Source organism: Hymenobacter rigui (assembly GCF_003944715.1).
GTDB classification, from domain to species: domain Bacteria; phylum Bacteroidota; class Bacteroidia; order Cytophagales; family Hymenobacteraceae; genus Hymenobacter; species Hymenobacter rigui.
On sequence record NZ_RWIT01000001.1, the window covers coordinates 486,036 to 512,268 of the forward strand.

The 26,233-nt window shown below is 56.9% G+C and carries 20 protein-coding genes; 13 read left to right on the top strand and 7 right to left on the bottom strand.

Annotated elements, in window-relative coordinates; genetic code table 11:
* Positions 1-168: 168 nt before the first annotated feature.
* Positions 169-1,176 (top strand): cation diffusion facilitator family transporter, encoded by a 1,008-nt coding sequence (locus EI291_RS01935; RefSeq protein ID WP_125417576.1) that lies wholly within the window; start codon positions 169-171, stop codon positions 1,174-1,176.
* 67 nt (positions 1,177-1,243) lie between these two features.
* Here EI291_RS01935 and EI291_RS01940 read toward each other — a convergent pair whose 3' ends face one another.
* Positions 1,244-2,917, bottom strand: a complete 1,674-nt coding sequence (locus tag EI291_RS01940; protein WP_170172458.1) for a gliding motility-associated C-terminal domain-containing protein — start codon at positions 2,915-2,917, stop codon at positions 1,244-1,246.
* A gap of 916 nt (positions 2,918-3,833) precedes the next feature.
* Here EI291_RS01940 and EI291_RS01945 point away from each other — a divergent pair.
* Positions 3,834-7,427: a fibronectin type III domain-containing protein gene (locus EI291_RS01945; protein WP_170172459.1), complete on the top strand. Its 3,594-nt coding sequence runs from the start codon at positions 3,834-3,836 to the stop codon at positions 7,425-7,427.
* Positions 7,428-7,503: 76 nt separating this feature from the next.
* Here EI291_RS01945 and EI291_RS01950 read toward each other — a convergent pair whose 3' ends face one another.
* Entirely contained in the window at positions 7,504-8,901 is a 1,398-nt protein-coding gene (locus EI291_RS01950) for a PQQ-dependent sugar dehydrogenase (protein ID WP_170172460.1), read from the bottom strand.
* 123 nt (positions 8,902-9,024) lie between these two features.
* Between EI291_RS01950 and EI291_RS01955 the strand changes: the two genes are divergently transcribed.
* From EI291_RS01955 to EI291_RS01980, 6 genes are all read left to right on the top strand, one after another.
* Positions 9,025-9,459, top strand: coding sequence for a GNAT family N-acetyltransferase (locus EI291_RS01955; RefSeq protein WP_125417580.1), 435 nt, complete (start codon positions 9,025-9,027; stop codon positions 9,457-9,459).
* A gap of 33 nt (positions 9,460-9,492) precedes the next feature.
* Positions 9,493-10,137: an HD domain-containing protein gene (locus EI291_RS01960; protein WP_125417581.1), complete on the top strand. Its 645-nt coding sequence runs from the start codon at positions 9,493-9,495 to the stop codon at positions 10,135-10,137.
* Positions 10,138-10,237: 100 nt separating this feature from the next.
* A complete protein-coding gene (locus tag EI291_RS01965; protein WP_170172461.1) occupies positions 10,238-10,525 on the top strand; it encodes a hypothetical protein in 288 nt (95 codons plus the stop codon).
* A gap of 114 nt (positions 10,526-10,639) precedes the next feature.
* Positions 10,640-13,099: a S9 family peptidase gene (locus EI291_RS01970; RefSeq protein WP_125417583.1), complete on the top strand. Its 2,460-nt coding sequence runs from the start codon at positions 10,640-10,642 to the stop codon at positions 13,097-13,099.
* Positions 13,086-14,369 carry a hypothetical protein gene (locus tag EI291_RS01975; protein ID WP_170172462.1) on the top strand — a complete coding sequence of 428 codons (1,284 nt, stop codon included), beginning with the start codon at positions 13,086-13,088 and terminating at the stop codon, positions 14,367-14,369. Before EI291_RS01970 ends, EI291_RS01975 begins: the two co-directional genes overlap by 14 nt.
* Positions 14,370-14,465: 96 nt before the next feature.
* On the top strand, positions 14,466-15,380 hold the full coding sequence (locus EI291_RS01980) for a hypothetical protein (RefSeq protein ID WP_125417585.1): 915 nt from the start codon (positions 14,466-14,468) through the stop codon (positions 15,378-15,380).
* Positions 15,381-15,395: 15 nt separating this feature from the next.
* Here the strand turns inward: EI291_RS01980 and EI291_RS01985 are convergent, their stop codons facing one another.
* Positions 15,396-16,163 carry a phosphatase PAP2 family protein gene (locus EI291_RS01985; RefSeq protein ID WP_240635336.1) on the bottom strand — a complete coding sequence of 256 codons (768 nt, stop codon included), beginning with the start codon at positions 16,161-16,163 and terminating at the stop codon, positions 15,396-15,398.
* A 267-nt stretch (positions 16,164-16,430) separates the two neighbouring features.
* On the opposite strand from EI291_RS01985, the gene metK reads away from it, so the two are divergent.
* Positions 16,431-17,693: a methionine adenosyltransferase gene (gene metK / locus EI291_RS01990; RefSeq protein WP_125417587.1), complete on the top strand. Its 1,263-nt coding sequence runs from the start codon at positions 16,431-16,433 to the stop codon at positions 17,691-17,693.
* A gap of 128 nt (positions 17,694-17,821) precedes the next feature.
* On the opposite strand, the gene hpf is transcribed toward metK, so the two are convergent.
* The 4 genes from hpf to EI291_RS02010 form a co-directional block, all read right to left on the bottom strand.
* The gene (hpf, locus tag EI291_RS01995) at positions 17,822-18,121 is read right to left on the bottom strand and encodes a ribosome hibernation-promoting factor, HPF/YfiA family (protein ID WP_125417588.1); all 300 of its coding nucleotides are present in this window, start codon (positions 18,119-18,121) and stop codon (positions 17,822-17,824) included.
* Positions 18,122-18,158: 37 nt separating this feature from the next.
* Entirely contained in the window at positions 18,159-19,046 is an 888-nt protein-coding gene (locus EI291_RS02000) for a tyrosine-type recombinase/integrase (protein ID WP_125417589.1), read from the bottom strand.
* A 154-nt stretch (positions 19,047-19,200) separates the two neighbouring features.
* Entirely contained in the window at positions 19,201-19,401 is a 201-nt protein-coding gene (gene rpsU / locus EI291_RS02005; RefSeq protein WP_125417590.1) for a 30S ribosomal protein S21, read from the bottom strand.
* A gap of 157 nt (positions 19,402-19,558) precedes the next feature.
* Positions 19,559-20,698, bottom strand: a complete 1,140-nt coding sequence (locus EI291_RS02010) for an acyl-CoA dehydrogenase (protein ID WP_125417591.1) — start codon at positions 20,696-20,698, stop codon at positions 19,559-19,561.
* 252 nt (positions 20,699-20,950) lie between these two features.
* Here EI291_RS02010 and EI291_RS02015 point away from each other — a divergent pair, with 252 nt between their 5' ends.
* From EI291_RS02015 to EI291_RS02030, 4 genes are read left to right on the top strand one after another with little or no spacing between them, the layout of a single operon-like run.
* Positions 20,951-21,892 (top strand): polysaccharide biosynthesis/export family protein, encoded by a 942-nt coding sequence (locus EI291_RS02015; RefSeq protein ID WP_125417592.1) that lies wholly within the window; start codon positions 20,951-20,953, stop codon positions 21,890-21,892.
* A gap of 47 nt (positions 21,893-21,939) precedes the next feature.
* A complete protein-coding gene (locus EI291_RS02020) occupies positions 21,940-24,396 on the top strand; it encodes a polysaccharide biosynthesis tyrosine autokinase (protein ID WP_125417593.1) in 2,457 nt (818 codons plus the stop codon).
* 18 nt (positions 24,397-24,414) lie between these two features.
* The gene (locus EI291_RS02025) at positions 24,415-25,176 is read left to right on the top strand and encodes a tyrosine-protein phosphatase (RefSeq protein ID WP_125417594.1); all 762 of its coding nucleotides are present in this window, start codon (positions 24,415-24,417) and stop codon (positions 25,174-25,176) included.
* A gap of 38 nt (positions 25,177-25,214) precedes the next feature.
* Positions 25,215-26,210 (top strand): NAD-dependent epimerase/dehydratase family protein, encoded by a 996-nt coding sequence (locus tag EI291_RS02030; protein WP_125417595.1) that lies wholly within the window; start codon positions 25,215-25,217, stop codon positions 26,208-26,210.
* Positions 26,211-26,233: the final 23 nt, after the last annotated feature.

The window sequence follows — 26,233 nt, forward strand, 5'->3', positions numbered from 1 at the left end:
GCGTGGAGTCAGAGGAGTTGATACTCACAAAGAAAGGAAATATTTAGGCTTGTCTAAATTTAAATTTAAGACAGTCTGCATACTGCTTTTGTTCAGAAAAGTTGCGTATACCTGCCAAAGCCCGATTTTTCCCCGGAATTTTGCGCCCCGTTTCGTCGTTAGCCGCCTATGTTCTCGCTGCCCCTCAAAACTCGTTTCGCCATTCTGTCGCTGGTAGTCAGCGTGGTGCTGATTGCCGTGAAGTTTTATGCCTGGCTGCTCACCCGCTCCCAGGCCGTGTTGACGGATGCGCTGGAATCCATTATCAATGTGGTAGCCAGTGGGTTTGCGCTGTACAGTATCTACCTGGCCAGCCTGCCCAAGGATGAAAACCACCCCTACGGCCATGGCAAGATTGAGTACCTCTCGGTAGGGTTTGAGGGCGGCCTGATTCTGATGGCGGGGGTGTACATCTTCTATTCGGCCCTCAACTCCCTTCTACACCCGCACGCCATTGCCCGCCCCGACTGGGGAATGGCCCTGCTATTCGTCACGGCGCTGGCTAACCTGGCCACGGGGTTTCTGCTGATTCGGGCGGGCCGGCAGCACCACTCGCCCACGCTGGTGGGGGATGGGCAGCACCTGTACCTGGATGCGGTAAGCACGCTGGTTTCCTGCGTAGCGCTGCTGCTGGTGGTATTTACTGGTAACGTGGTGTACGACTCGGTGGCGGCTCTGGGGCTGGGCGTGTTCATTGTGGTGAACGGCTGGCGTATGGTGCGCCGCTCGGTATCGGGGCTGATGGATGAGGCCGACACGGCTACCGTGCAGCACGTGGTGGCCGAGCTGCAGGAGCACCGGGAGCCCGCCTGGATTGACGTACACAACCTGCGCGTGGTGCGCTACGGGGCTAACATGCACATCGACTGCCACGTGACCATGCCCTACTACTTCAGCCTGGAACAAACCCACGAGCAGGTGCACCGCATTGAGCGGCTGGTAGATCAGGAGTTTGAAGTACAAGTGGAAATGTTCGTGCACGCCGACCCCTGCACCTTCGCCGCCTGCTCTCACTGCCACATGCCCGACTGCCCCGTGCGTCAGCACGCCTTCGCCCAGGAAATCCCCTGGACGCTGGCCAACGTGGCCAAAAACGAGCGGCACCAGCTGGCCCTGCATAATGGCGTGACACAGTAGCACAGCTAAAGCCAAAAGGCCCGTTCGCACTCTGCGAACGGGCCTTTTTTGTCAAGAAGACGATGGATTAGCGGGATAATTGCACCCAGCCTTTTGTGGTCTTACCAGCTTTATCGGTGAGCAGGTAGTAGTACACACCAGCGGGTTGCTCTTCGCCAGTCCAGTCGTTCTGGTAGTTGGTGTACTCCTTTATCAGGCGGCCCCAGCGGTTAAAAATCTGCACCTTGTTGCCTTCCTGGCCGGCCGTCAGCACGAAGGTTTCGTTCTTGCCGTCGCCGTTGGGCGTAAACACGTTCGGAATTTCCAGCTTGGGCACCACCACTTCCATCGATTTGGTAGAGGCCGCGCACTGCGTTTTGTTGGGCGCAATACCCGCCGTGTTGTTAATGCTGAGCGTGAATTTGTAGGTGCCTCCTTCGCGGATGGTCAGGGCATCAGCACCTGGATCAAACTTGCGGGAGAATACCACCACCGGGCCGGTTACCGGGTTGCCGTCACCGTCCTTAACCTGCTGGTACGTCCACCGGACTGAGTCGGTGGTTACACGCGAAACGGACGTGTTGGTGAAGGTGAAGATGCGGGGCGGTACGCTGGCACTGGTGCCACCATTGCGCATGGCTACCGAAAAATTGGCCGTGAGAGCCGGGGCTACACGCACCAGTACTGAGGCCGTATCCACGCAGGTAGGCTTAGGCGTCAGGCGGAAGTTCTTGCCGATGATGCGCACGTAGTACCGGGTAGTCTGCGTGGGCGTTACTTTCAGGGTCTGCTTCACAGTATCGGCCGGAGCCATGCCGTTGCCCAGCTTCCAGCGGTAGTCATACTGGGCCAGTTGCAGGCCCACGGAGTCGGGGCGGAAAGGCGTAGCGGTGAGGTCAACCTGCGTGCCGGCGCACACATAAGGGTTGTTTACCGAGGGTACTACTTTCGCGAAGTTGCCTTTGGCAATTTTCAGTACCAGAATCCGGTTCTGGACGCCTTTAATGGGGCAGGCATTGTCCGTAATCTGAACCGGGATGCGGTAGGTTTTACCAGTGAACAGTACATCCGGCTGAATCTTCAGAATGCCGTAGGGAGTAGTTGTGCCGTTGCCTACGATGGAGAAGCGGGCCACGTCAACCGGCAGAATGCTCTGCTTCACTTCAGCGGCAAAAACTGGGTCAGTTTCTTTGGGGTAAGTCACCGTCAGCAGGTCGCCGGGGTTCGGGTCGCTGAATTTGATGCGCACTTCCGAGTAGTTGCAGGTGTACGCCGTAATCAGGGTCGAGTCGGTATTGATGATCTGCACACCGGTTTTGGGCGGGCCCGAGGCAATGGGCGGCGCGGGAGTAGTGTTGCCGCCGCAGTCAATGACAATCACCAGGAAGTCGCGGCGCACGGAGCCTACTTTGTAGTAGCGGCCATTGATGCGACGGTATTCGGTTACTTTACCTACCAGCGAGTACTTGTTGAGGTAGTTGTCGGCGTTGCCGGCGGCGTTGGGCTGAATGTATACGCCGGGCGTGAACGTCATGCTGCCCAACTGCGAATCAAAGCGGAAATCCGGTACCGCCGTTTTTACCGGGCACGCGCCGGTAGTGGTGAACGAAGTAATGGGGAACAGGGGGCTGTAACGGCCATTGGAGGGCAACTGCAGTACGCAGGGGGGATTGGTTGAAATAATCTGGATGCCTCCGCTAGCGAAAGTGCTGTATGCAATGGTATCGTTGCAGCCGGCCAGAGGGCGGTCCAACGAGTACACCAGCGAGTCCCCGTCAGCTTCTTGTGTTGAAAAGGTAAGAGTGGTTCGCTGCTGAAAGCACACAAAAGGAATAGGAATATCCTGATCCTGATACTGGGGGGAGCTATTCTGAATAATAGTAGCTACACCATTTACCGAAATAAGATTATTTAAGCGCGCTTCGTAATACATATTCTCAGAATCAGCATCAACCAAATTGCTGATTTTCGGACGAGAACTAACGGAAACACTTAAAATCCACTCGGCCGCCGGAAGCAGCGTAATAGTAGTTTCGTACTTAGCAGTCTGAAAATTGGTTCGACCAGAGGTAGTGCATTGTGATGGGCCTCCAGGCACACTGGCACAATAGGGCGAGCCATTTTCCAGCGCACCCACCTGGTTGAGGGTATAGGTAGTAGCCGCCGCGGAACAACTGCCATTTTTTACACTCAGTGAAAGAGTAGTAGGTGCTGCAACAAGACCAGAGCAGTCACGAAAGAAGCGGCAGGAAATGCGGTACTGGTTATTGCCCAGCGCCGTGTACGTGAGCTGGCCACCCTGCGCGTGCGACGCTTGCGCCTCCTGTATACCCAGCAAGGATATACACCAACTCAGAAACAGTACTAAAGGTGCGTGTAAGAGTTTCTTCATGCGGAAGGGAATTGATTGAAAAAAGTGTAAAAAAGGAAGCAGATAGAGCGGGTGGGTTTAAGCAATGTTAGTGGTAATTTATAAATATTTCAATTGCGTTGAATTGAAAATAAATGTAAAAAGGTGCCAATTATTCAAAGGAAAATCCCTAAAATGAGTCGAAAAATACTTTGGGCTTACTGTGTGAATGCCATAATGAAACCAATATTGGCTTTCTGTGAGCTGGCTTTTTCTTGGTTTATGCCTATTGCCTGTTCCTTTCCTTCAACCTTAACCGCATCGCATGATGACAAAACCTTTACCCTCTTGTAGTCTGCCTGCCGGATCACGCTGGAAAAGTTGGCGCAAGCTGGCTGCCGGCGTGGCACTGGCGCTGGGGTTGGCTGCACCAGCTGCCGCTCAGGTAGATACGTACACTTTAGCGCCCTCAACCGGCACCTTCACGCCATTGGCAGGGAGTACCGTCATCAGTGGGATGGCCGCCGATACGTATCTGTCACCAGCTATTCCGCTGGGCTTCACCTTCATTTTCGACGGTGCTCCTTATACCAGTGTGAAAGCAGCTTCTGACGGCTACCTCACGTTCAGCAGCACCGCCACGACCTCGTCGCTGACCAACAACCTGGCAACCGGTTCGGCCACCAACCGGCCGTTGGTAGCTCCGCTGTGGGATGACCTGGACGGGCGCCCGACCGGTGCCACCGGCACAGGCTCTTATCTGGTAACGGGCACGGCCCCTAACCGGGTATTCACGTTTGAATGGAAGAACTGGGAGTGGAATTACGCGGCTTCCTCCGCTGTCATTTCTTTTCAGGTAAAACTGTACGAAACCAGTAACCGGGTTGAGTTTATCTATCATCCCGAGGCAGGAGGTGTAAATAGTGGTAGTGCTTCAATCGGATTGGCGGGTATTGGTACTGGTGCAGGCTCTTACCTGTCGCTGAACGGTACGGCGGCCACACCCACAGCCAGCACCACTATCGAGACTACCAGCATCAATACCAAGCCGGCCGACGGTCAGATTTACGCGTTTACTCCGGCTCCGCTGCCGGCTTGCTCCGCTCCGCGCAGCCTGACAGTGGCTAACCTTACCAGCACCACGGCCGACCTGTCGTGGGCAGTAGGTTTTGGTACCGGTCCGTTCACGGTGGAGTATGGTGCTCAGGGTTTTACTCCCGGTACTGGCACCGTCATTCCTAACCTCACCACTGCTTCCCGCACCGTAACCGGACTCACCCCGGCCACCGCTTACGAGTTCTATGTAACGCAGAACTGCGGCGGCACCAATGGCAACAGTACCCGAACCGGCCCCGTGGCCTTCACTACCCGTGGCCTGCCCCCGGCAAATGATGAGTGTGCCAGTGCCGTAACGCTGACGCCGGGAGCCATTAACGCGGCCTGTGCCAGCGCTACCAGCGGCACGCTGGAAAATGCCCTGGCCACAACCGGCTTGGCGGCTCCCGTAGGCAACGCCGATGATGACGTGTGGTACAAGTTCATGGCTACTTCCACGGCGCACACGGTTACCCTTACTGGTACTGGCGACTATGTGCAGCAGCTGCTGGGCGGTTCCTGCGGTGCCCTCACGTCCATTGCCTACTCTGACCCGAATATCAAGACCTACACCAGCCTTACCATAGGTACGATGTATTACCTGCGGGTATACTCGTATTCGGCTACTGCTCAGGCGGGTACTCCGGCCCAGTTCACGGTGTGTGTAACCACGCCTACGCCGCCGCCCGTCAATGATGACCCCTGCGGTGCCATTGTGCTGCCGCTGGGTGCTACCTGCTCGCCCCTGAGCGCCACTAACGACTTGGCCACGACTACCACCACCAACGGCTACAGCAACCCCGGTACTTCCTGCGGTATTGCTACCTCGCCCAAGGATGTATGGTTTAGGGTTACTACGGCTGCTTCAGGCCTGGGCAGCACCAGCATTGCCATGACGGTAACGGGTGCTCCGGCCGGTTTGGTACGCCTGTTCTCTACCACCAACGGCTGCAGCGGCCCCTTCACGCAGGTAGGTTGCTTTGCTGGGACTACCAATAACACCTCGGCGGGTCAGGGTATCCTGACCGGTCTTATGCCCAGCACTACTTATTATGTAATGGTAGCGGGCTACGGCTCGGGCGATACGCAGGGCGCTTTTACTATTTGCGCTACTGTGCCTCCAACCTGCTTGGCACCCACGGCACTGCGGGCCGATACGCTGACGACTACTTCTGCCGTATTGAAATGGACCTCGCCTTCGGGAGTAGGACCGTTTACCTTGGAGTATGGTCGGCAGGGCTTCACGCCGGGTACGGGTACCATCATCCCGAACATTACCACCACGCGCTACAAAGTAACGGGCCTGGCTGCCGGTACTCAATACCAGTTCTATGTAACCCAGAACTGCGGTGGCATCAGCGGCAACAGCAGCGCTACCGGCCCCATTGCCTTCACCACGCTGACTTTGCCGCCGGCTAATGATGACTGCGCTAATGCTACGGCTGTTAACGTGGAATATGGTACCTGCACGGCTCCTGCGCGGGCAGTCAACAGCGGCGCTACCACTTCAGCGGGTGCTCCGGCTCCTACCTGCGGCAACTACCAGGGCGGCGACGTGTGGTTCCGGGTGGTTGTGCCGGCTTCGGGGGTGATTACTCTGGAAACAGACTCCGTAACCTCCAGCCCGGTGCGCGACACCGGTATGTCGGTGTACTCGGGAACCTGCGGCTCGCTGACGGAGCTGGACTGCGACGATGACAGTAGCCCTAACGGCTTGTTCTCGCTGGTGGAACTGACCGGCCGTACGCCCGGTGAGGTGCTGTACGTGCGGGTGTGGGAGTACGGCAATGATACGTTTGGCGCGTTTAAGCTGTGCGCCCGCTCCACCAGCAACTGCCCGGTTCCGATGACGCCTTCTGCCGGTTCCCTCACGGGTACGTCGGCAGTCCTGAGCTGGAGCGTGGCTACGCCCACGACGGGCGCCACTTTCAGGGTAGAGTACGGTTTGCAGGGCTTCACGCTCGGCACAGGTACCGTTGTGAATAACATCAGTGGTACTTCTACCACTATTACGGGCCTCACGCCTAACGCCACGTATTGCTTCTATGTGCGGCAGAATTGCGGCACCAGCGGCAGCAGCACCAACGTAGGTCCCACCTGCTTCACTACGCCTAACCCACCTGCCAGCAACGACGAGCCCTGCAACGCCACCGTGCTGCCGGTAGGCACTTCCTGCACGCCGCTGTCGGCTACCACGGTAGGCGCTACCTCTACGCCTGCCAACGGCTATGTAAACCCCGGCTGCTCCACTTCGCTTAACCCCCGCGACGTATGGTTCAGCATGACTACCCCCAGCGGTACGGGCACCCAGACTATCAGCATTACTACCACGGGTTCGGCGGCCGGTCAGGTACGTCTGTTCACGGCGGCTTCCTGCTCAACGGCCTTCACCGCCGTATCATGTAACGCCGTGGCTACCGGCCAGACGGTTGGTACCTTCCAGGTGAGTGGGCTGCAGCCGGCTACCCGCTACATGGTAATGGTGGCTGGCTACGGTTCATCGGATCCGGTTGGTCCGTTTACCATCTGTGCCTCACGTGTTATCACCAGCACCCGCAGTGAGCTGCCGGGCGGTGAGGTGAGCGTTTTCCCGAACCCCAGCAACATGGGTAGCCTCACGCTGCGTATGAGCGGCGTTACGCAGGCCGTTTCCGTACAGGCTACGCTGGTAAACCTGCTGGGTCAGCAGGTTCTGACGCAGAAACTGGCGGTACGTGGCGGCTCTCTGGAGCAGCAGCTGGCTGTTCAGGGCCTAGCCAAGGGTATCTACAACCTGCAGGTGCAGGTTGGCGAATACACCATCATCCGGAAAGTAGTGCTGGAGTAGCATCCCGGTACCTTCCAACAGCAAAAAGGGCGACGCATTTGCGTCGCCCTTTTTGTTTGTCACTAGCCTCGGCAGCTTATTCCACCACGAAACGCTGCACCACGTTGTTGCTGCGGATGGAGTACAGCCCTGGTGTCAGCCCTTGTAACGGTACCTGCACCGTCCGCTGGCCCGCGCTGAACTGCGTGGTGCGTACCACCCGGCCCACGGCATCCTGGATATCGGCGCGGGTGATGTGTGGGGCAGGGGAGGCCAGCTGTAGGGTGAGCGAAGTGCGGGCCGGGTTGGGCCAGAGGCTGAGCTGATTGGTGTTGGCTTTCACAGTACTGGTAAACAGCTTGTTTTCCAGCACCAGTATCTGGTCGTCGTTGGCACCGGGCGTGGCGCGGCCGTCCCGGTTGCTGGTGCCCACGTACACTTTGCCCTGCGGCGAAATACAGATGGAGCGCAGTCGCCCGAAGCTGGTGAGTGTGAAGGCACCTGTACCGGCCGTGCTGCCCGTGGCATCCAGCGGAATTTGGGTGAGCTTGCTGCCTTTCAGGGACAGGGCCAGCAGGCTATTGCGCCAGCCCGGAATGGCCGGGTGGTCGTAGTAGGTAATGCCGGAGCAGCCTACCGTGGGGGCCCAGGTGAAGATGGGCTCCCGCACATTGTTGGCCGCGCAGAAGCTTTGCTCACTGGCCAGGTTACAGAGGCCTTCCACCGTGGGCCAGCCGTAGTTGCGGTTCGGTTCGATGATGTTGACCTCATCCTCGGCATTCTCACCGTGCTCCGAGCTGTAGATTTTGCCGTTGCCGGCCCGTACCAGGCCCTGGGGGTTGCGGTGCCCATAGGTATAGCTGGCGTTGCCGGCCACCGGGTTATCGGCCGGAATGGTACCATCCAGATTCAGCCGCAGAATTTTCCCGTTGAGCGAGGCCCGGTCCTGCGCGGAGGGCCGGTTCTGGGCATCCCCGGTGGTCATGAGCAAAGTACGGTCGGGGAGGATAAGCAGGCGGGAGCCGCTGTGCGTGCTCACTGCGCTAATGTCGCCGAGCAGCACCAGCGGGCTACTTAGCGCACCGTTGGCGTAGGTCAGGCGCACTAGCTTTTCGCGGTACTGGCCACCCGCGTCGTTGTAGTTGTACACCACATACACGTAGGGCGAGGTGGTGAGCAGATCCGGGTGCAGGGCCATGCCCAGCAGGCCACCCTCCGATGATGTTACCACATCTGCCAGCGTGACCAGCGGCGTAACCTGCCCGGTAGCCGGATTTACCCGGCTGATGCGGCCGCCGCGCTCCGTCATCCAGATGAAATTATCGGGGCCCCACACCAGCTCCCAGGGCACTGTGAGGCCCGTGGCCAGGGCCGAAACAGAAACCGTAGTGCTGCCTACCGGAAACGTGGTGAGTACCGGCGCCGTCTGGGCCTGCATCAGTAATGGGCTGCAATACGCAACGGCGCCCAGTAGTAGTGTGTGAAGGTATTTCATAGTCAGGTAGTTAAAATGGTGGTGGAGTATAGGAATAACGTAAGGGGAAGATTTTTGGATTAGAAACTGGGCGGTTTGCAGCGGCTTTTCGTTCTTGCTGCTCACCCAACCCAGTATCCGGCTATGTTCACCATCAGCACCGACCCGGCCCGCCTCGATGTGGCAGTAATTCATCGGTACCTGACCGAGGACTCGTACTGGGCCTGTGGTATTCCGCTCGAAACGGTGCAGCGGGCCATTGCTAACTCCCTCAATTTCGGAGTATATGCCCCCGATGGCCGGCAGGCCGGCTTCGCCCGCGTGGTTACCGACCGGGCCACGTTTGCCTGGCTCTGCGACGTATTCATCCTGCCCGAGTTCCGGGGTCAGGGGCTCAGTAAGCAGCTGATGCAGACGGTATGGAGCCATCCGGACCTGCAGAACCAGCGGCGGCACCTGCTGGCTACCCTGGATGCGCATGGTCTGTACCGGCAGTTTGGGTTTCAAGAGCTGGCCGCGCCGGAGCGGTACCTGGAAGTGCGGCGGGCTAATCCGTACGGCATACCTACGGCCAATTAGCCGGGCCTCATATTTCTATTCTGAATCCACACGATGCATACCACATTGGCGGCCCGTTGGCAGCACCTCACCACGCCCATCCTGGCCGAAGATACCCTGCGCGCGGCTACCTATCAGCAACTGGCGGCGGCCTACGGCAACTCCGACCGGCACTACCACGCTCTGCCGCACATTCGGGCGCTGCTGGAAACCGTGGACCGCTACCCCGCGCTGGTGCACGACCGGGAGGTGGTGGAGCTGGCCATCTGGTTTCATGATGCCGTGTACCACACCCGCCGCGACGACAACGAAACCCGCAGCGCGGCTCTGGCACTGGAGTTTCTGCAGCATACCACGCTTTCGGCGGAGCGCCGCCAGCGCGTGGCTTTCCTCATTGAGCGGACCAAAGACCATACTCAACCCCAGCCCGCCGACCCGGACCTGCACTTCTTCCTGGATGCCGACCTGCAGATACTGGGTGCCCCCGAGGCCGACTACTGGCAGTATGCCCGGCAGGTGCGGCAGGAGTACCGCCTCATCCCTGATTTCCTGTACCGCCGGGGCCGCCGCCAGGTGCTCGAAAAGCTGCTCCATACGCCTCTGCTCTACCACACCGTCACGTTCCGGGAGCAACTGGATGCTCAGGCTCGCCGCAACCTGCAGGCCGAACTGAAGGCGTGGGAGAAGGGCGGTGTGTAGTTCAGAAGCTGTTCAGGGTGCAATCCAAACACTTTAATCGTTCCTTATGCCGTATCAGAGGAAAGCCTGCCTGTTATTAGGTTTTCTACTAACGCCTGCTTTGGCGTTTGCACACGGCGAGGACGTACTTGTACCGTTCGTTATTCAATTCGGCTCGGTTGTCTTATTTACAGCAATTCTTCTGCTCAGCCGATTGGCGTATGCTACAAAAGCCTGGATGAGTTTGGCCTATATTTTAACCGTATTATTGGTATGGGCCATGTTTATTAATGTGCCCTTCCGAGAATCTGCTGATGTATTTAACCTGCTCGTTGGTGTTGCGCCCTTTGCGGCCACTCTCGCCGTTTATTGCCTTGTGAATTTCTTCAACAAAAGAATCCGAAAATAAGGTAATAGCATCATAAGAGAATAGTAAGGAGTGTAGAGGTAAATTCTACTCTCATCCAGTATTATGCATCAGCTACAGCGTCGTAAGTTGCGGTACTGCAACCACCCTGCCTGTATGCTCAAATCTGTACACCTACTCTTATCCGCCGGCCTGCTGCTGGCGCTGCCCACCTACGCCCAGAAACTCAGTCCGCTTACCGTTGAGAAAATAATGCGCGAGCCGGCGCAGTGGCTGGGTACTTCACCCGGCAATGTGCAGTGGGCCGAGGACGGCAAAACCATTTACTTCAGCTGGAACCCCGAAAAAGCCCGCCGCGACTCGCTCTACCGCCTCGCGCCCCAGGGCGGGACCCCGCGTAAAGTCAGTCTGCGGGAGCAGATGAGCCTGCCCGCCACCAGCGGCGAGTACGACCAGCGCTACACCCGCAAAGTGTATGAAAAGGACGGCGACATCTATCTGCTCGACCTCAAAACCCAGCGCATCCGCCGCGTAACCAATACAGCTGAGCGCGAGACGGAGCCCCAGTTTGCCCTGCAGGAACGGGCCATCAGCTACACCCGGGGCGGCAACCTGTTTACCTGGGACCCCGCTACCGGCGAAACCGTGCAGCGCACCGACTTCCGGCGCGGCCCCCGGCCGGCTTCCAACGAGCCTATTGATAAGGAAGAGAAGTTCCTGAAAGCTCAGCAACTGGCTCTGTTTGACGTATTGCGCGGCAAAGAGCAGGACGCCCGGGCCCGGCAGCGTCAGCAGAAAGCCCTGGCCCGGCTGCGGCCCAAAGCCATATACCTGGGCCAGCAGACGGTGCGTAACCTGCGCCTCTCGCCCGATGGCCGCTACGTAACCTACACCCTCACGCAGGAGCCCTCCAGTGAAAAGGTGGCTATAGTGCCCAACTTCGTCACGGCTTCCGGCTTCACCGAGGACATCAGTACCCGCACCAAGGTAGGCGCTGCCCAAACGGCCTACCAACTGGGGCTGTACGACGTAGGCCGCGACACAACGTTTGTGCTGGGCTATAAGGAGTTGAAGGGCCTGGATGAGCAGCCGGCCTACCGCAAGGAATATCAGCTGAAAGCCAAAGCCCCCGTACCGACCGACACCAGCAAGGCTGCCGCGAAAAAGTCAACACCTGCCACCGAGCAGCGCCGCGTGGTGCCCTACGGCCCGTTCTGGTCCGACAACGGCCAGCAGGCCTTCCTTGTCATCCGGAGCACTGATAACAAAGACCGGTGGATTGTGGCCCTGGACCCCGCTACGCAGCACATCAAGCTCCTGGACCGCCAGCACGATGATGCCTGGATTAACGGCCCCGGCATCGGTTACGATGAGGGCAACGTGGGCTGGCTGCCCGATTCGCGCCGCATCTGGTTTCAAAGTGAGGAAACCGGCTACTCCCATCTGTACACGGTGGACGTGAATTCGGGCCAGAAAAAGGCGTTAACCAGCGGCCGGTTTGAGGTGCAGAAAGCCCAGCTCAGCCGCAACCGGAAAACCTGGTACCTCACGGCTAACAAAACTCACCCCGGCGAGCAGCATTTCTATTCTATGCCGTTGGAAGGCGGCCCGCTTACCCAAATCACCACCAAACCAGGGGGCTATGAGGTGAGCCTCTCCCCCGACGAGAAAACCCTGGCCCTGCGCTACAGCACCAGCAACCAGCCCTGGGAGCTGTATGTGATGGAAAATAAGCCCGGCGCACAGATGCGTCGCCTCACGCACAGCACCACGCCGGAGTTTGAAAGCTACCCCTGGCGCGCCCCCGAGGTAATCAGCTACAAAGCCCGCGACGGAGCCGATGTATACGCCCGGCTCTACCGCCCCGCCATTACGCAGCCGCAAGGCCCGGCCGTCATTTTTGTGCATGGGGCCGGCTACCTCCAGAATGCGCATAAGTGGTGGAGCCAGTACTTCCGCGAGTACATGTTCCATAACCTGCTGGCCGACCGGGGCTACACGGTGCTGGACATTGACTATCGCGGCTCCAGCGGCTACGGCCGCGACGTGCGCACGGGAATCTACCGCTACATGGGTGGCAAAGACCTCACCGACCAGGTAGATGGGGCCCGGCTGCTGGCGGAGAAATATGGCGTAAGTCCGCAGCGCATTGGTATTTACGGGGGCAGCTACGGCGGCTTTATCACGCTCATGGGCATGTTCACCCAGCCCGAGGTATTCCGGGCCGGTGCTGCCCTACGCTCCGTTACCGACTGGGCCCACTACAACCACGGCTACACCGACAACATCCTCAACGAGCCCTACAACGACTCCATTGCCTACGCCCGCTCATCGCCCATCAACTACGCCGGCGGCCTGAAAGGGGCCCTCCTGATGTGCCACGGCATGGTGGATACCAATGTGCATTTCCAGGATATTGTGCGCCTGTCGCAGCGGCTGATTGAGCTGAAAAAGGAAAACTGGGAGCTGGCCGTGTATCCGGTGGAAGACCACGGCTTTGTGGAAGCTTCCTCCTGGACCGACGAATACAAGCGTATTCTGAAGCTGTTCGAAACCAATCTGCGGCAGAATGCAGCGGGTGCGAATGGGACTTCCGGCAGCAGTGGCGGCCACTAGCGCCCCGGCTGGTGCAGGCATTCGGGGTGCGTGGTTTCGCCGGGTAGCGGCGTACACGGCTTTCATACTGAGCCTCACACTGTCCTTCTGGTTTTCGCCCGCCCCGCGCACCGAAGCGGAATACTGCGGCACCTACCTACACCTCGCGCCGTGGGCGGGCTTCACGGCCAACTGCGACGGGTTTGTGTACATGGAGGATGCTCGTCACCCTGCTCATTTACTGGAGCCCTGCGAGGTGCGCCAGTCGCGGCCATTGTTTGTTCTGCTGGGCACGGCCGTGGGGTATCCGTGTACCTGGGTAGTGCAGGGCCTGCAGGCCAGTGGTCTGCTGCCAGCGCGGGTCATGCAGAAACTGCCGGCCAAGTACCAGCCGCTGCTGGGGTTTTACCTGGGGTATGTTCTGCTGAACTACGCCGTGCTGCTGGCGGCACTGCTGCTATTTCGGCACTTGTACTATCGGGTAACCAATGGGCTAGGCAGTCTTGGTGTGTTGTGGGCATTGCTGGTTTTTTTGGTGTCCAACCAAGTAACCAAAGCCTTTTTTTGGACGGTACACCAGCAGATGTTCACGTTTCTGGTACCGTTGGTGCTGGTGTATCTGGTGCTGCAGCTGCGCGGCTCAGCCCAGTGGCGGGCATGGTTGCCAGGGCTGGCAGTACTGGGAGGCTTATTATCGTTAGTGTACGGCAGCTTTGTATTGGTGCTGCCGGTGCTGCTGTACGGGCTCTGTCAGCAACGCCGCCATCCTTGGCCGGTAGTAGTAGGACGGGCTATTGTGGTTGGGTTGATGTTTGCCGCGCCTACGCTTATCTGGATAGGTATTCTGAAGCTGCAGGGCGTGTCATACTATAACCACGAGGCCGCCGCGTATGGACAGGTAGTGTGGCTGCAGGCCATCTGGCAGCAGCCTTTCCCCGAGTTTTTACAGTTGTTGAGCACCAACATCAGCAAGTTTCTGCAGACACTGCCGGCCATTGAAGTATTTGTAGTAGCAGCACTAATTTCCGTTGACTGGGCAATCAGAAAGCAAAAAAAGCTGCCGGAGCCCATGCTGCTGCTGCTTGGTGTGGTGTTGTTGCTGCTGATTTTCCTGGCCGGACTGGGCTATTATAAGGAACGCCTCACTTGGATGCTGGTACCCATTCTGTTGCTGGTGGTAGTAGTGGTGATGCCGGGCACGCGGGCCTCTCGTTGGCCTGTATGGGTGCTGCTGCTGATGGCCTGCGCGTGGCATGTTATGCAGGTAGTGTCGTACGGCCCCTTTTCATAGGTACTGCTCCGATGACCGGTATAACATCAGGCTGGCGGGATTTCGCTGAAAAAGGATAGGTTTAGCGCACTATATTCCTCCCTCAATCCCTTCCTTATGACTGCTTATTATCAACCTTCCGGCCGCTTTACAGTAGGCGGCGTGCTGGCAATGATACTGGCCGGTGCATTGGCCGCATTTCCGCTGGCTTTTATGTACGTGTACGCCATCTGGTACATTCCACTGCTCTACGTCAACTTTCTCGTGACGCTGGGCCTGGGCCTGAGTATTGGCTGGGTATTGAAACGGTTGGCACGCGCCGGAAAGCTCCGTAACCCCGCTCTGGCAGGGTGGCTAGGGTTTGCGGTGGGCCTCTGGACGTGGTACGTGCAATGGTGCGTGTATTTGACGCTGCTGGCCGGGGCCGGTGAAACCGAGCAGGTAGGCAGCCGCATGTCGTTTACGCACACCACTTTTCAGCCGGAAGCCTTTTTACATTTTCTTTCTGACCCGGTAGATGTGCTGAGCATCCTGCCGCGCCTGGCTGCCGATGGTACCTGGAGCATTTTTGGCGTAACCGTCAGCGGCTTTTTTCTATACCTGGTGTGGCTGGCCGAGTTTCTGATCATCAACGTGCTGGCGGCCATGCTGCCCAACACCCAGGCGGCCACGCCCTTCTCGGAGCTGACGCAGGAGTGGGCCGAAAAAACGACGTTGCCCCAGCCCGCAGCTTCCTTCACCGATGCAGCCGCCACTAAAGCAGCCCTTGAAGCTGCCGACTGGAACCACCTGCAGCTCCTCCCTCAGGAGGATGCCTCCGCAACGGCACCCTTCAGCCGGCTGCATTTCTACCAGGTACCATCTGACCCGGAGTGCTGCTATTTATCCCTGGAAAATGTGACTATCGAGTTGGATAACAAAGGCAAGACATCCGAGAAAACTACCGATGTAGTGGAATACCTGCGGGTGCCGCCGCGCGTCTGCCAGGAGTTGCACACTCGTTTCGGCGCAATCAACGCCGTAAAGGCTTGACCAGAAAGGTGTGTGCTACAGTTGCTTGGTGAACGACAGGCCGCTGTATGAGTAGCCATTTACATTGATGCCTTGCAGAGGGGCAATACTCAGCGTGCGGCCTTTTTTCTTGTGCAGCTGCGGCACCAGAATACCCGCCGTGGCACCCACTGCGTAGCCCACGATATTGTCGGAAAGAAAGTGCTTCCCGGCTTTGATGCGCGTGTAGCCCTCCGCAGCCGGTACCAGTGCCGCCGCCGTCCACACCAACGGTTTCAGCTTTGAGTCGGGGTGGAAGTCGTGGTACACCTTGGCGGCAAAAAACGAAGCCGCGGCGGTATGGGCAGTGTGTCCGGCGAAAAATGAGTTAGTAGAAATCTTACTGTTCCGGTCGCCGCCGCCCTGCGTGCCGTACAGGAACGGCCGGTACCGGGTAATATTTCCCACGCTCATGGTGAAAGTGGCATCGGCGGCCAGCATCGTTTGCAGATATAATCCCAGCACCTGTCCGTAGCGTCCGCGCACATCAGCATCCAGGGCCAGCAGGGCCGGCGCAATAACCAACGAAGGATATACAATCAAGTCGCCGGCCGTTTGAGCCTTGTCGCTGTAATACCCCGCCGAAAACCGGTCGAACTTGGGAATATCGTTCTTATTGAGCGCCGCTAGCTGCGCATCCGTCAACCCATCCTTTTTCTGCACCAGCAAGAGGCCTGTAATGCTGAGCGCGCCCAGGCCGGCAGAAACCGGCGCATCAACCGCAAAACGAGTTTGATAAGGCGAAGGTGCCTGTTGGGCCTTCACTGAAAACGCAGATAAGAGTGAAACGCAATAGGCTAGAGCAACGGATTTCTTCATACCAGGAGTGAAAAACGTAGAAACGGGAGTCTGTTGCCCTAAACGCGTAGCCGCGCCGCGGGTTGAATGGAACGACAAATACCTGTATGCAGAAGACGCCGCCGACAAGTAAGTAACCGCCGGAAAACTTGTAGCTTTGCGGCCCTGCCTGGCTGGTTGCCTGTTGCAGGGCAGGGGCTGCCGGCCCCTTGCGTACTTCTACCTCACAAGCTGATGCCCTACCTGTTCACCTCCGAATCCGTTTCGGAAGGCCACCCCGATAAAGTAGCCGACCAGATTTCTGACGCTATCCTCGATGAGTATTTGCGGCAGGACCCTACTGCCAAGGTGGCCTGCGAAACGCTGGTTACTACCGATTTTGCCCTGGTAGCCGGCGAAATCAAATCAACTGCCCACGTAGAGGCCGAACCCATCATCCGGGAAGTTATCCGCCAGATTGGCTATAACAAGCCCGAATACCTGTTCAACGCTGATACCTGCGAAGTGATGAACCGCCTGCACGAGCAGTCGGCCGACATTAACCAGGGTGTGGAGCGCGCTACGGCTGAGGAGCAGGGTGCAGGCGACCAGGGCATGATGTTCGGGTACGCCACCAAGGAAACCGACAACTATATGCCTCTGGCCCTCGACCTTTCGCACCGTCTGCTGCGCGAGTTGTCGGCCATCCGCAAAGCCGGTCAGGAAATGACGTACCTGCGTCCCGATGCCAAAAGCCAGGTAACCATCCGCTACGCCGACGACAATACGCCCGAGGCTATTGAAACCATTGTGGTAAGCACCCAGCACGATGATTTTGATGCCAGCGAGGAGACGATGTTGGCTCGCATCAAGGAGGACATCATCAACATCCTGATTCCGCGTGTGAAGGCCCAACTCGGCCCCGAGGTGCAGAAGCTGTTCACCGCCGACATCAAGCACCACATCAACCCCACCGGCAAGTTCGTCATCGGTGGCCCCCACGGCGACTCCGGCCTTACCGGCCGTAAAATCATCGTGGATACCTACGGCGGTAAAGGGGCGCACGGTGGTGGCGCTTTCTCCGGCAAAGACTCATCCAAGGTAGACCGCTCCGCTGCCTATGCTGCTCGTCATATTGCCAAAAACCTGGTAGCCGCCGGCGTAGCCGACCAAGCACTGGTGCAGGTAGCCTATGCCATTGGCGTGGCCGAGCCGGTAGGGGTGTTCGTAACTACTTACGGCACCACCAATGCTACCAATGGCCAGGGCCACAAGCTCACCGATGGTCAGATTGCCGAAAAGGTGCAGCGCCTGTTCGACCTGCGCCCTTACGCTATTGTGCAGCGTCTGGGCCTGCAGAACCCCATCTTTGCCGAGTCGGCGGCGTATGGCCACATGGGTCGTCAGCCCGGTACCAAGCAGGTTCAGGATGGTAAAGGCAATACCCGCACGGTGGAAACCTTCACCTGGGAGAAGCTCGACTACGTGGATAAAATCAAAGCCGAGTTCGGCCTGTAGGTTTATAGAGTTGTTAGCTTCCTGTAAGCAGAGCTGACTACACTACTAAAAAGCCCCGTCTGAAGCTTTCAGACGGGGCTTTTTAGTGGTAAGAGAATGGCTGTCAGCTACGAGCTAACAGCATAAAATTAATGAGCAACCAGTTTTTCCTTGTGTTTGGTTATCTGGCGTTTCAGGCTTTCGGCGGCGGCGTCTGTAGCGGCTTCAAAGGATGCAGCATCTTCCTGCGCAAATAGCGTACTGCCGGGCACGTGCACTTTAATTTCCACGGTTTTATTGGCAATACCATCCTTGTTGTTGAGGCGCATAATCACTTCGCCTTCTGTCACGCGGTCATAGAAGGTTTCGAGTTTGTCGAGGCGCTTCTGGATGAAGTCGAGCAGTTTCTGGTCGGCGTCGAAGTGCACCGATTGCATCTGTACTTTCATCGGTCGTGGGGTTAAATGGGAAGAAAGGGAACAAAAATCAGGCCTTCGGATGGGCCTTTTCAAACACTGATTTTAGCTTGTCAATACTAAGGTGGGTATACACCTGCGTGGCCGCCAGGTTGGCGTGCCCGAGCAGCTCTTTGATGGCATTCAGATCGGCCCCTTTGCCCAGCAGGTGCGTGGCGAAGGAGTGGCGCAATACGTGAGGATGTTGCTGCCCCGGAGCAGTAGTTATCTGACTCAAATAGTGCTTTACTGTCCGATACACGAACTTTTCATAGAGCGGCTCTCCCTTATCCGTAACGAGGAGTACGCCGTGGGCGTTGCTCACAGTACTAAATTCGCGTTGCTGAAATGCTATATAACGCTCCAATACCGTAAGCAGCGTGGGGTTGAGCGGCACTATCCGCTGCTTGTTGCCTTTGCCCGTAACGCGCACGGCCCGTCCCGGCAGACTCAGATCAACGTGCTTAATACCAAGTAATTCCGATAGGCGAATACCCGTGCCGTACAGCAGTTCCAGAATCAGCTGGTCACGCAGGCCGGCAAAAGTGTCCGGAAACTCAAATGAATTCAGCAGGCCGTTCAACGAATCTTCGGGTACGAAGTCCGGCAGCTTCTTGGCCACCTTCGGTGACGTGATGCGCAGCATGGGATTCTTCTGGATACCACCGGTGCGCAACAGAAACTTATAATAAGAGCGCAGGCAGGCAATTTTCCGGTTCACGGTGCGCGGGTCGCGGTGCTGCTGCATCAACTCCACCACCCACGAGCGAATCAAGGTATGATCCGCCTGGGCCACATCAGTTACTTCAAAAGTGGCTTTCAAAAAATCTGAAAACTGGCGTAAATCCGTCTGGTAAGAAAGTACGGTGTGGGGGCTGTATCGCCGCTCAAACCGTAGGTAGTCAAAAAACAATTCCATACACAAGGGTTCCGGCCGCTGGGGCCGGATACCCAATGTATGGAATTCAACGGAAGAAAAAAATAGAATTGTATGGACGCGAAAAAACCGGCTGATTCGCGCATAAAGGGCAAATCAGCCGGTTTTTTCGTCCTGGCAACAGCGCAGCGGTAGCTTACGCGTTGGTAGCGTCGGGGCCGTACGTAGCCAGCTTGTAGATAGCCTTCTGCTTCTGCTTGCGGCTCGTAATCGAGGGCTTCTGGAAGAAGGTGCGGCGACGCAGCTCTTTCAGAACGCCGGTGCGCTCAAATTTCTTTTTGAAGCGCTTCAGCGCACGGTCAACCGACTCGTTTTCTTTGATTTGGACGATGATCATATCTTCAGTGAACTAGGAAACCCAATCTGGAGGGGCCGCAAAGATAATCATTGATTTGGAAGATTTGAAAATCATTCCCGGGTTTTTCCATCACTACCAGCGTGGTACTGAACCGTTACCCCAGAAAATCGGCTCATATCTTCCGAAAACCGTGATTTTATTTGAGCAGGGTACGAGCAATAACCAGCTTTTGAATTTCGGAGGTGCCTTCCCCGATGGTGCAGAGCTTGGCGTCGCGGTAGTATTTCTCGGCCGGGTAGTCTTTGGTATAGCCGTAGCCCCCGAAAATCTGGACGCCTTCGTTGGCCACCCGCACCGATACTTCCGAGGCATAGAGCTTGGCCATTGCCGACTCCTTGTTCACGTTCAGGCCCCGGTCTTTCATATCGGCGGCACGGTAGGTGAGCAGGCTGGCCGCTTCAATCTCCGTCGCCATATCGGCCAGCTTAAAGCTGATGCCCTGGAAGTTGCTGATGGGCTGGTTAAACTGGTGCCGCTCCTTGGAGTATTGTACGGCGGCCTCGTAAGCACCTTGGGCAATGCCCAGGCTCAGGGCAGCAATGCTGATACGGCCACCGTCGAGCACTTTCAACGACTGCACGAACCCGTCGCCTACCTTGCCAATTACGTTTTCCTTGGGTACGCGGCAATCCGTAAAGATGAGTTCCGTGGTTTCGGAGGCGCGCATACCCAGCTTATTTTCCTTACGGCCGGCCTCGAAGCCCGGCGTGCCCCGCTCAATGATAAAGGCCGTCATGCCGTGCGAGTCACCTACTTCACCAGTGCGGGCAATAACCACGGCTACGTTGCCCGTTTTGCCGTGCGTGATGAAGTTTTTGGCTCCGTTGAGCACGTAATGGTCGCCATCTTCCACGGCTACGGTGCGCATGTTGCCGGCATCGGAGCCTGTGTTAGGTTCCGTCAGGCCCCAGGCCCCGATCCACTCGCCGGAAGCCAGCTTGGGCAGGTACTTACGCTTCTGCTCCTCGGAGGCATGCTGTAGAATGTGACCGGTGCAGAGCGAGTTGTGGGCCGCCATGCTCAGGCCGATGCTGCCGTCAATCTTGGCCAGCTCCGCAATGGCCGTCACGTACTCCGTGTAGCCGAAACCGGCACCGCCGTATTCCTGCGGCACGAGTACACCCATCAGGCCCAGCTCGCCGAGCTTGTGAAATACCTCTTTGGGGAACTCTTGAGTTTCATCCCATTCCATCATGTGGGGCTTGATGTGCTGCGCACCGAAGTCGCGCACCATCTGGGCAATCATCGTCTGGTTTTCAGTAGCTACCAATTCCATAAGTAAAGGGAGGTGGGGGTGGGATGTTGAGCGAAGTTAGGCGTGTATACAACTCATCGCACTCAAATTTGGGTCCGCGAAAGTAGGGTTTTGTAGCCGCACAAGCCAGTGCAGGATTAAGGCCTTCACGGGCTGAATTTTGATGGGGCCGGCTAATTCGGTTTCTTTGATGGTTTTTAGGCAAAAACTGCTCAATAATTACGGCAGGTATGCCGTTGCTTCCGAAATCAGACTCCGGGTAAACCGGTTTGCATGCAGAATATACTTCTTCGTCGCTTCCTGAGCCTTTGGCTTATCTGTTTGCCAGCGGTGTTCCTGCTGGATTCCTGTGCCACGGCGCGCGTACACCAGCAGAATATTCTTTTTCGCACTGATGGCTCAGGGCGGATGGACACGGCAAAACTCCGCGACGTGGTAAACCGAGCCGAGCGTAACTACATTATTCAGCCCAACGATGCACTGGAGGTGCGAGTATACACCAATAACGGGGAACGGATATTAGACCCGAACGGGGAGCTAATGTTTGGGTCTCCGGGTGGGGTAAACGGTGCCACCGGTACCAGCCGCCAAACCACGCAATTAGGCAGAGGAGGCAATCAGAACCGCCAACAGCAGCAGAATCAGCAGGGCCAGGGAGGATTGAACGAGTTTATTGTGCAGCATGACGGTATTGTGAAGCTGCCCATGGTGAACTACCAGAAACTGGCCGGGCTTACACTATTGGAGGCCGATAGTCTGCTACAGCGTAAATACACCGAGTTCTACAAGGATGTATTTGTGACTACCCGGGTGAACAATAACCGCATTATTGTGCTGGGAGCCACTTCTGGTGGATCAGGGCAGGTGATTCAAATGTACAACGACAATATGAACCTGCTGGAAGTGTTGGCACAGGCAGGTGGCATTGAAGGCACCTTTGTGGGGGCTAGTGGTACCGGTCGGGCCGGCCGGGCCGATAACATCCGCCTGATTCGGGGTAACCTGAAAAACCCGCAGGTTCAAATTATCGATCTGACAACCATTGACGGGATGCGTCGGGCCAACCTGCAGGTGGAACCAAATGACATTGTGTATGTTGAGCCGATTCGACGACCATTCTACGAAGGCCTGCAAGATGCAGCACCTTTGTTTTCGCTGATTGGCAGCCTGGCGGCAGTCATCAGCAGTATTTACGTTATCAGCAGGATAAAGTAGATAGAACTGACTAGGTCTCATCCATTCTTGGCATTACCGAACTGTACATGGCGGCGAACGAAGACGCTGAACTAGAAGAGATGATCCGCAACGCAGGCGGAAACGAGTCAGATGGGGAGGATGATGGAGGTGGAATTGACTTTACCACCTTACTGACCGTCGCTCGCAAGAGCCTGCCCTGGATGCTGTTGCTGATAGCCTTAGGCCTCACGGCCGCATGGCTTTTTCTGCGTTACACACCTCCGTTGTACCAGTCCAGCTCGACGTTAAAAATCGACGAGAAGACCGAAGCCGGTGTGCTGGGATTGGGCGGGCTGGGCGGTGCTGTCGAGCAAAAGCAAAATCTCAATAAGCTATCCGGTGAAATTGAACTGATTAAGTCGGATATCATCTATCGTCGACTAAAGGACTCCCTGACGCTGGACGTAAACTATTACGTGCAGGGGACCGTGCTGGAAACGGAAATGTACAATACCTCCCCTTTTAAGGTAGTGTACACGCCTACGGACGACGCTGCGTATGATCAGAAAATAGCCGTTCAGTTTATGTCGCCCACCACCTTCCGCCTGACTCTGCCGGAGTCGTTGGGCGGAGGCGTGCAGGAGCATACCATTGGCACCCCATTTACCGCCGGGGGCTTCCGGATGGAAGTGCGCAAAACGCCCCAGTTCAACGATAAGGCTTTTGAGGGGGAGTACTTTTTTACTATCAACAGCAATGGGGCGCTGAATGCCTATTTTAACAAGAATCTGTTGGTAGATATTGTAAATGTGGATGCTAATACCATCAGCATTTCCTTCACGGACCATAATCCTACCAAGGCGCGGGCAATTGTAAATAAGATTGACTCCGTGTACCTAGTTGAGAAGCTACTGAGAAAACAGGAGCAGGCGGCCCGGGCCATGAGCTATATTAATGAGCAGCTGGGCGAAAATAACCAGAAGCTAGGTCAGGCCGAAGAAAACATGCAGGCCTTTGTGAAGCGCAACGGCACGTACGATGTAAAGGGTGACGTCGGCCAGATCATGACGGCGCTGAAAGAGCAGGAGACTGAACGGGAAAAACTGCAGGAGCAGGTGGACATGCTGAATGATGTGGCCCGTCTGATAGAGCAGGACCGTCTGACGGACCGTGCCGACGGGGATGTGCTACAGAGTATTCCAGCCCTGACAGATGCGAAAGATGGCCAGCTGGTGGCCCGGATTCAGGAGCTCAGTGATGCGCAACTGGACCTGAAGCGGGCGTTGCTCTCATATCAGCCGGGAGCTACCACGGCCATGCAGACCAAAGAGCAGTTTGTAGCAGATCTGAAAAAAATTGTGCGACAGCTACTTCGGAAAGATCAGCAGCTGCTACAGAAACAGCTGAATAAGCTGGATGCCAAACGAGCGGAAATGGAAGGCCGCTTGCGCGCGCTGCCTGAACTGCAGACCGAGCAGGCGCGTTTGCAACGGCCGCTGGAACTGTATGAAAAGTACAATCTTACAATGATGGACAGTAAGATTCAGTACGGCATTACCATGGCCGGCGCTACTGCCGACTTTCAGATTCTTTCCCCTGCGAGCTATGGTGCGCCCATTTCGCCGGTGAAGGCCATGATATATGCCATTGGGCTGGCCGCCGGGATTGTGCTGGGGCTGGGGCTTATTGCCGTGCGTTACCTGATGCACAATACCGTAACTAGTGTCCGGGAGCTGGAGCGGAGCACGGGCGCTTCCATGCTGGGTATCATTCCCACGTACGAAAAGGAGAAGATGGCCGTATCGAAGCTGGTGGTGGATCGGAACCCCAAATCGGCTATTTCGGAAGCTATTCGCTCTATCCGCACCAATCTGGAGTTCATGGCTAGCTCTAAGAAGAAGCGATTGATTTCCATCACCTCTACCATCAGCGGGGAAGGCAAAACCTTTGTAACGGTAAACTTGGCGGGTATTATTGCCGCGTCTGATCAGCGGGTAGTGATTCTGGACCTGGATATGCGCAAGCCGAAGGTGAACTTGGCATTTGACGCAGAAAACACAAAGGGCATCAGTACCATCCTGATTGAAAAACACACTTGGCAGGAGTGCATTCAGCATACCAGCATTCCCACGCTGGACTTTATTTCCGCTGGTCCTACTCCGCCGAATCCTTCGGAGCTTATTATCAGCTCGCATTTTGATGAGTTGATTACCCAACTGCACCAGCACTATGATGTGGTGATGATTGATACGCCGCCGGTGGGGCTAGTAACGGACGGGATTCTGATTATGCGCAAAGCCGACGTGCCGATTTACATCGTGCGCGCCAACTACTCCAAGAAGTCGTTCCTGAAGAATATCAATAAGCTGATGCGGGTGAATGGCTTTACCAAGCTGACTACCATTCTGAACGACGCGAAAACTACCGGTGGCTACGGCTATGGCTACGGTTACGGCTATGGCTACGGTTATGGTCAGGGCTACTACGAGGAGTCTGCCGCACCGGGTGGTTTCCTGGCCCGTGTGCGCAAGCGGTTCTCCTGATTTAGCAGCTGTCAGCACATGTCCTTTTTTCAGAAACTGTTTGGGCGGGAAACTGCTGCTACGGAACTTCCTTCGCTTGGCGTGCTGGAAGTGGATATGCACTCCCATCTGCTGCCTGGCCTAGACGATGGTGCTGAAACGTTGGAACAGTCGGTAGAGATGCTGCGAGAGTTGCGCCGCCTGGGTTACCGCAAGCTTATCATGACGCCGCACATCATGGGCGACTTCTACCGGAACACGCCGGAAGGCGTCCAGTCGGCGCTGGCGGCAATGCGGCAGGCGGCAACAACGGCCGGATTGGTGGATGTAACACTGGAATGCGCTGCTGAATACTACCTGGATGAGAGCTTTCTGCCCCGATTGGAGCGTGGCGAGGAACTGCTGAGCTTTGGCGGTGAGCGACGAATGGTGCTGGTGGAAACCTCTTACATCAACGAGCCTTTTAACCTGCCGGAAATAGTGTTCAACCTGCGGGCGGCGGGCTACCAGCCCGTACTGGCCCACCCGGAGCGCTACACCTACCTGTATGGCCGGTTCGAAGAGCTGATGAAAATCCGGGAACTGGGCGTACTACTGCAGGTGAATCTGAACTCCCTGATTGGGTATTATTCTGCCGGGGCCAAGCGTGTGGCTGAAAAATTGATTGACGGCGGCATGGTAGACCTGTTAGGTACGGATGCGCATACTATGAAGCACCTGGACAACATCCGGGAGAAGGTACTGCTGAATGCTTACCTGACTAAAGCGCTGGCCCTGCCGCTGCTGAATAATACGCTGTAACTGATTTCCCGCGTCGATACTTTTACCCCTCAAACACTATGATCTTCGTCACGGGTGGTAGTGGGCTGGTAGGCAGCTTTTTGCTGATTGCGCTGGTAGGGCAAGGCCAACCAGTACGGGCACTCTACCGCCAGCAGATACCCGCACTTCCGGTGGCCGATGCCATAGAGTGGGTGCAAGGAGATATCCGCGACGCGCTGCTGCTGCGGCAGGCGCTGGATGGCGTAACCCACGTCTTCCATTGTGCCGGACTGGTGTCCTACGCCCCCCAGGATGAGGAGGAGTTGTTGCGGGTGAACGTGGAAGGCATGGCTGCACTTGTAGACGCCTGCCTCGAGCGGCCTGGTATCCGGCTGGGCGTGGTGTCGTCGGTAGCAGCGCTGGGCGGCGGTGCCAGTACTACTGAAGAAGCCGCTGGTCCTTTGGTGCTGGATGAGCAGGCAAAATGGGACTTGGGTGCCGCCCACAACCAATATGCCACTTCCAAATACCTGGGCGAGCTGGAAGTGTGGCGCGGTATTTCCGAGGGCCTGCAGGCAGTAATGGTGAATCCCTCTGTGATTCTGGGGCCGGCCAACTGGGAGCAAAGCAGCACCCGCCTGTTTCGGTATGCTTACCAGGAACACCGCTTCTATACCCCCAGCCGCATTAACGTGGTGGATGTGCGCGATGTGGTGGACGCGTTGCTTCGCCTCACGCTGGATACTACCATCAGTGGAGAGCGGTACGTGCTGAACGCGGGCAGTATGCCGCTGCACGATTTGCTGGCGCAGGCCGCCTGCTATTTCCGGAAGCGTCCGCCCACCGTGGCAGTCCCGGAGTGGGCCGCCGAAATCATCTGGCGGCTGGAATACGCCCGGTCCCTGCTTACCGGTGCCCGCCCCCTCATTACCCGGGATACTGCCCGCGCCGGTCGCAAGCCCATTGAGTACCGCACGGAGAAAATTAAGCGGGAGTTGGGCCGCGAGTTCCGACCTTTGTCGGAAACGATTCAGTGGTGTTGTCAGGAGCTTCTGCGGAAGGTGGGGGAGTAGAGCGGTCTGCCCAGGTCCTGCAA

What these genes read in the sequence shown, in the direction of transcription:
- EI291_RS01935 (WP_125417576.1), top strand. Translation starts at nt 169, where the DNA reads ATGTTCTCGCTGCCCCTCAAAACTCGTTTCGCCATTCTGTCGCTGGTA.
- EI291_RS01945 (WP_170172459.1), top strand. Translation starts at nt 3,834, where the DNA reads ATGACAAAACCTTTACCCTCTTGTAGTCTGCCTGCCGGATCACGCTGG.
- EI291_RS01950 (WP_170172460.1), bottom strand. Translation starts at nt 8,901, where the DNA reads ATGAAATACCTTCACACACTACTACTGGGCGCCGTTGCGTATTGCAGC.
- EI291_RS01955 (WP_125417580.1), top strand. Translation starts at nt 9,025, where the DNA reads ATGTTCACCATCAGCACCGACCCGGCCCGCCTCGATGTGGCAGTAATT.
- EI291_RS01960 (WP_125417581.1), top strand. Translation starts at nt 9,493, where the DNA reads ATGCATACCACATTGGCGGCCCGTTGGCAGCACCTCACCACGCCCATC.
- EI291_RS01970 (WP_125417583.1), top strand. Translation starts at nt 10,640, where the DNA reads ATGCTCAAATCTGTACACCTACTCTTATCCGCCGGCCTGCTGCTGGCG.
- EI291_RS01980 (WP_125417585.1), top strand. Translation starts at nt 14,466, where the DNA reads ATGACTGCTTATTATCAACCTTCCGGCCGCTTTACAGTAGGCGGCGTG.
- metK (WP_125417587.1), top strand. Translation starts at nt 16,431, where the DNA reads ATGCCCTACCTGTTCACCTCCGAATCCGTTTCGGAAGGCCACCCCGAT.
- hpf (WP_125417588.1), bottom strand. Translation starts at nt 18,121, where the DNA reads ATGAAAGTACAGATGCAATCGGTGCACTTCGACGCCGACCAGAAACTG.
- EI291_RS02000 (WP_125417589.1), bottom strand. Translation starts at nt 19,046, where the DNA reads ATGGAATTGTTTTTTGACTACCTACGGTTTGAGCGGCGATACAGCCCC.
- rpsU (WP_125417590.1), bottom strand. Translation starts at nt 19,401, where the DNA reads ATGATCATCGTCCAAATCAAAGAAAACGAGTCGGTTGACCGTGCGCTG.
- EI291_RS02010 (WP_125417591.1), bottom strand. Translation starts at nt 20,698, where the DNA reads ATGGAATTGGTAGCTACTGAAAACCAGACGATGATTGCCCAGATGGTG.
- EI291_RS02015 (WP_125417592.1), top strand. Translation starts at nt 20,951, where the DNA reads ATGCAGAATATACTTCTTCGTCGCTTCCTGAGCCTTTGGCTTATCTGT.
- EI291_RS02020 (WP_125417593.1), top strand. Translation starts at nt 21,940, where the DNA reads ATGGCGGCGAACGAAGACGCTGAACTAGAAGAGATGATCCGCAACGCA.
- EI291_RS02025 (WP_125417594.1), top strand. Translation starts at nt 24,415, where the DNA reads ATGTCCTTTTTTCAGAAACTGTTTGGGCGGGAAACTGCTGCTACGGAA.
- EI291_RS02030 (WP_125417595.1), top strand. Translation starts at nt 25,215, where the DNA reads ATGATCTTCGTCACGGGTGGTAGTGGGCTGGTAGGCAGCTTTTTGCTG.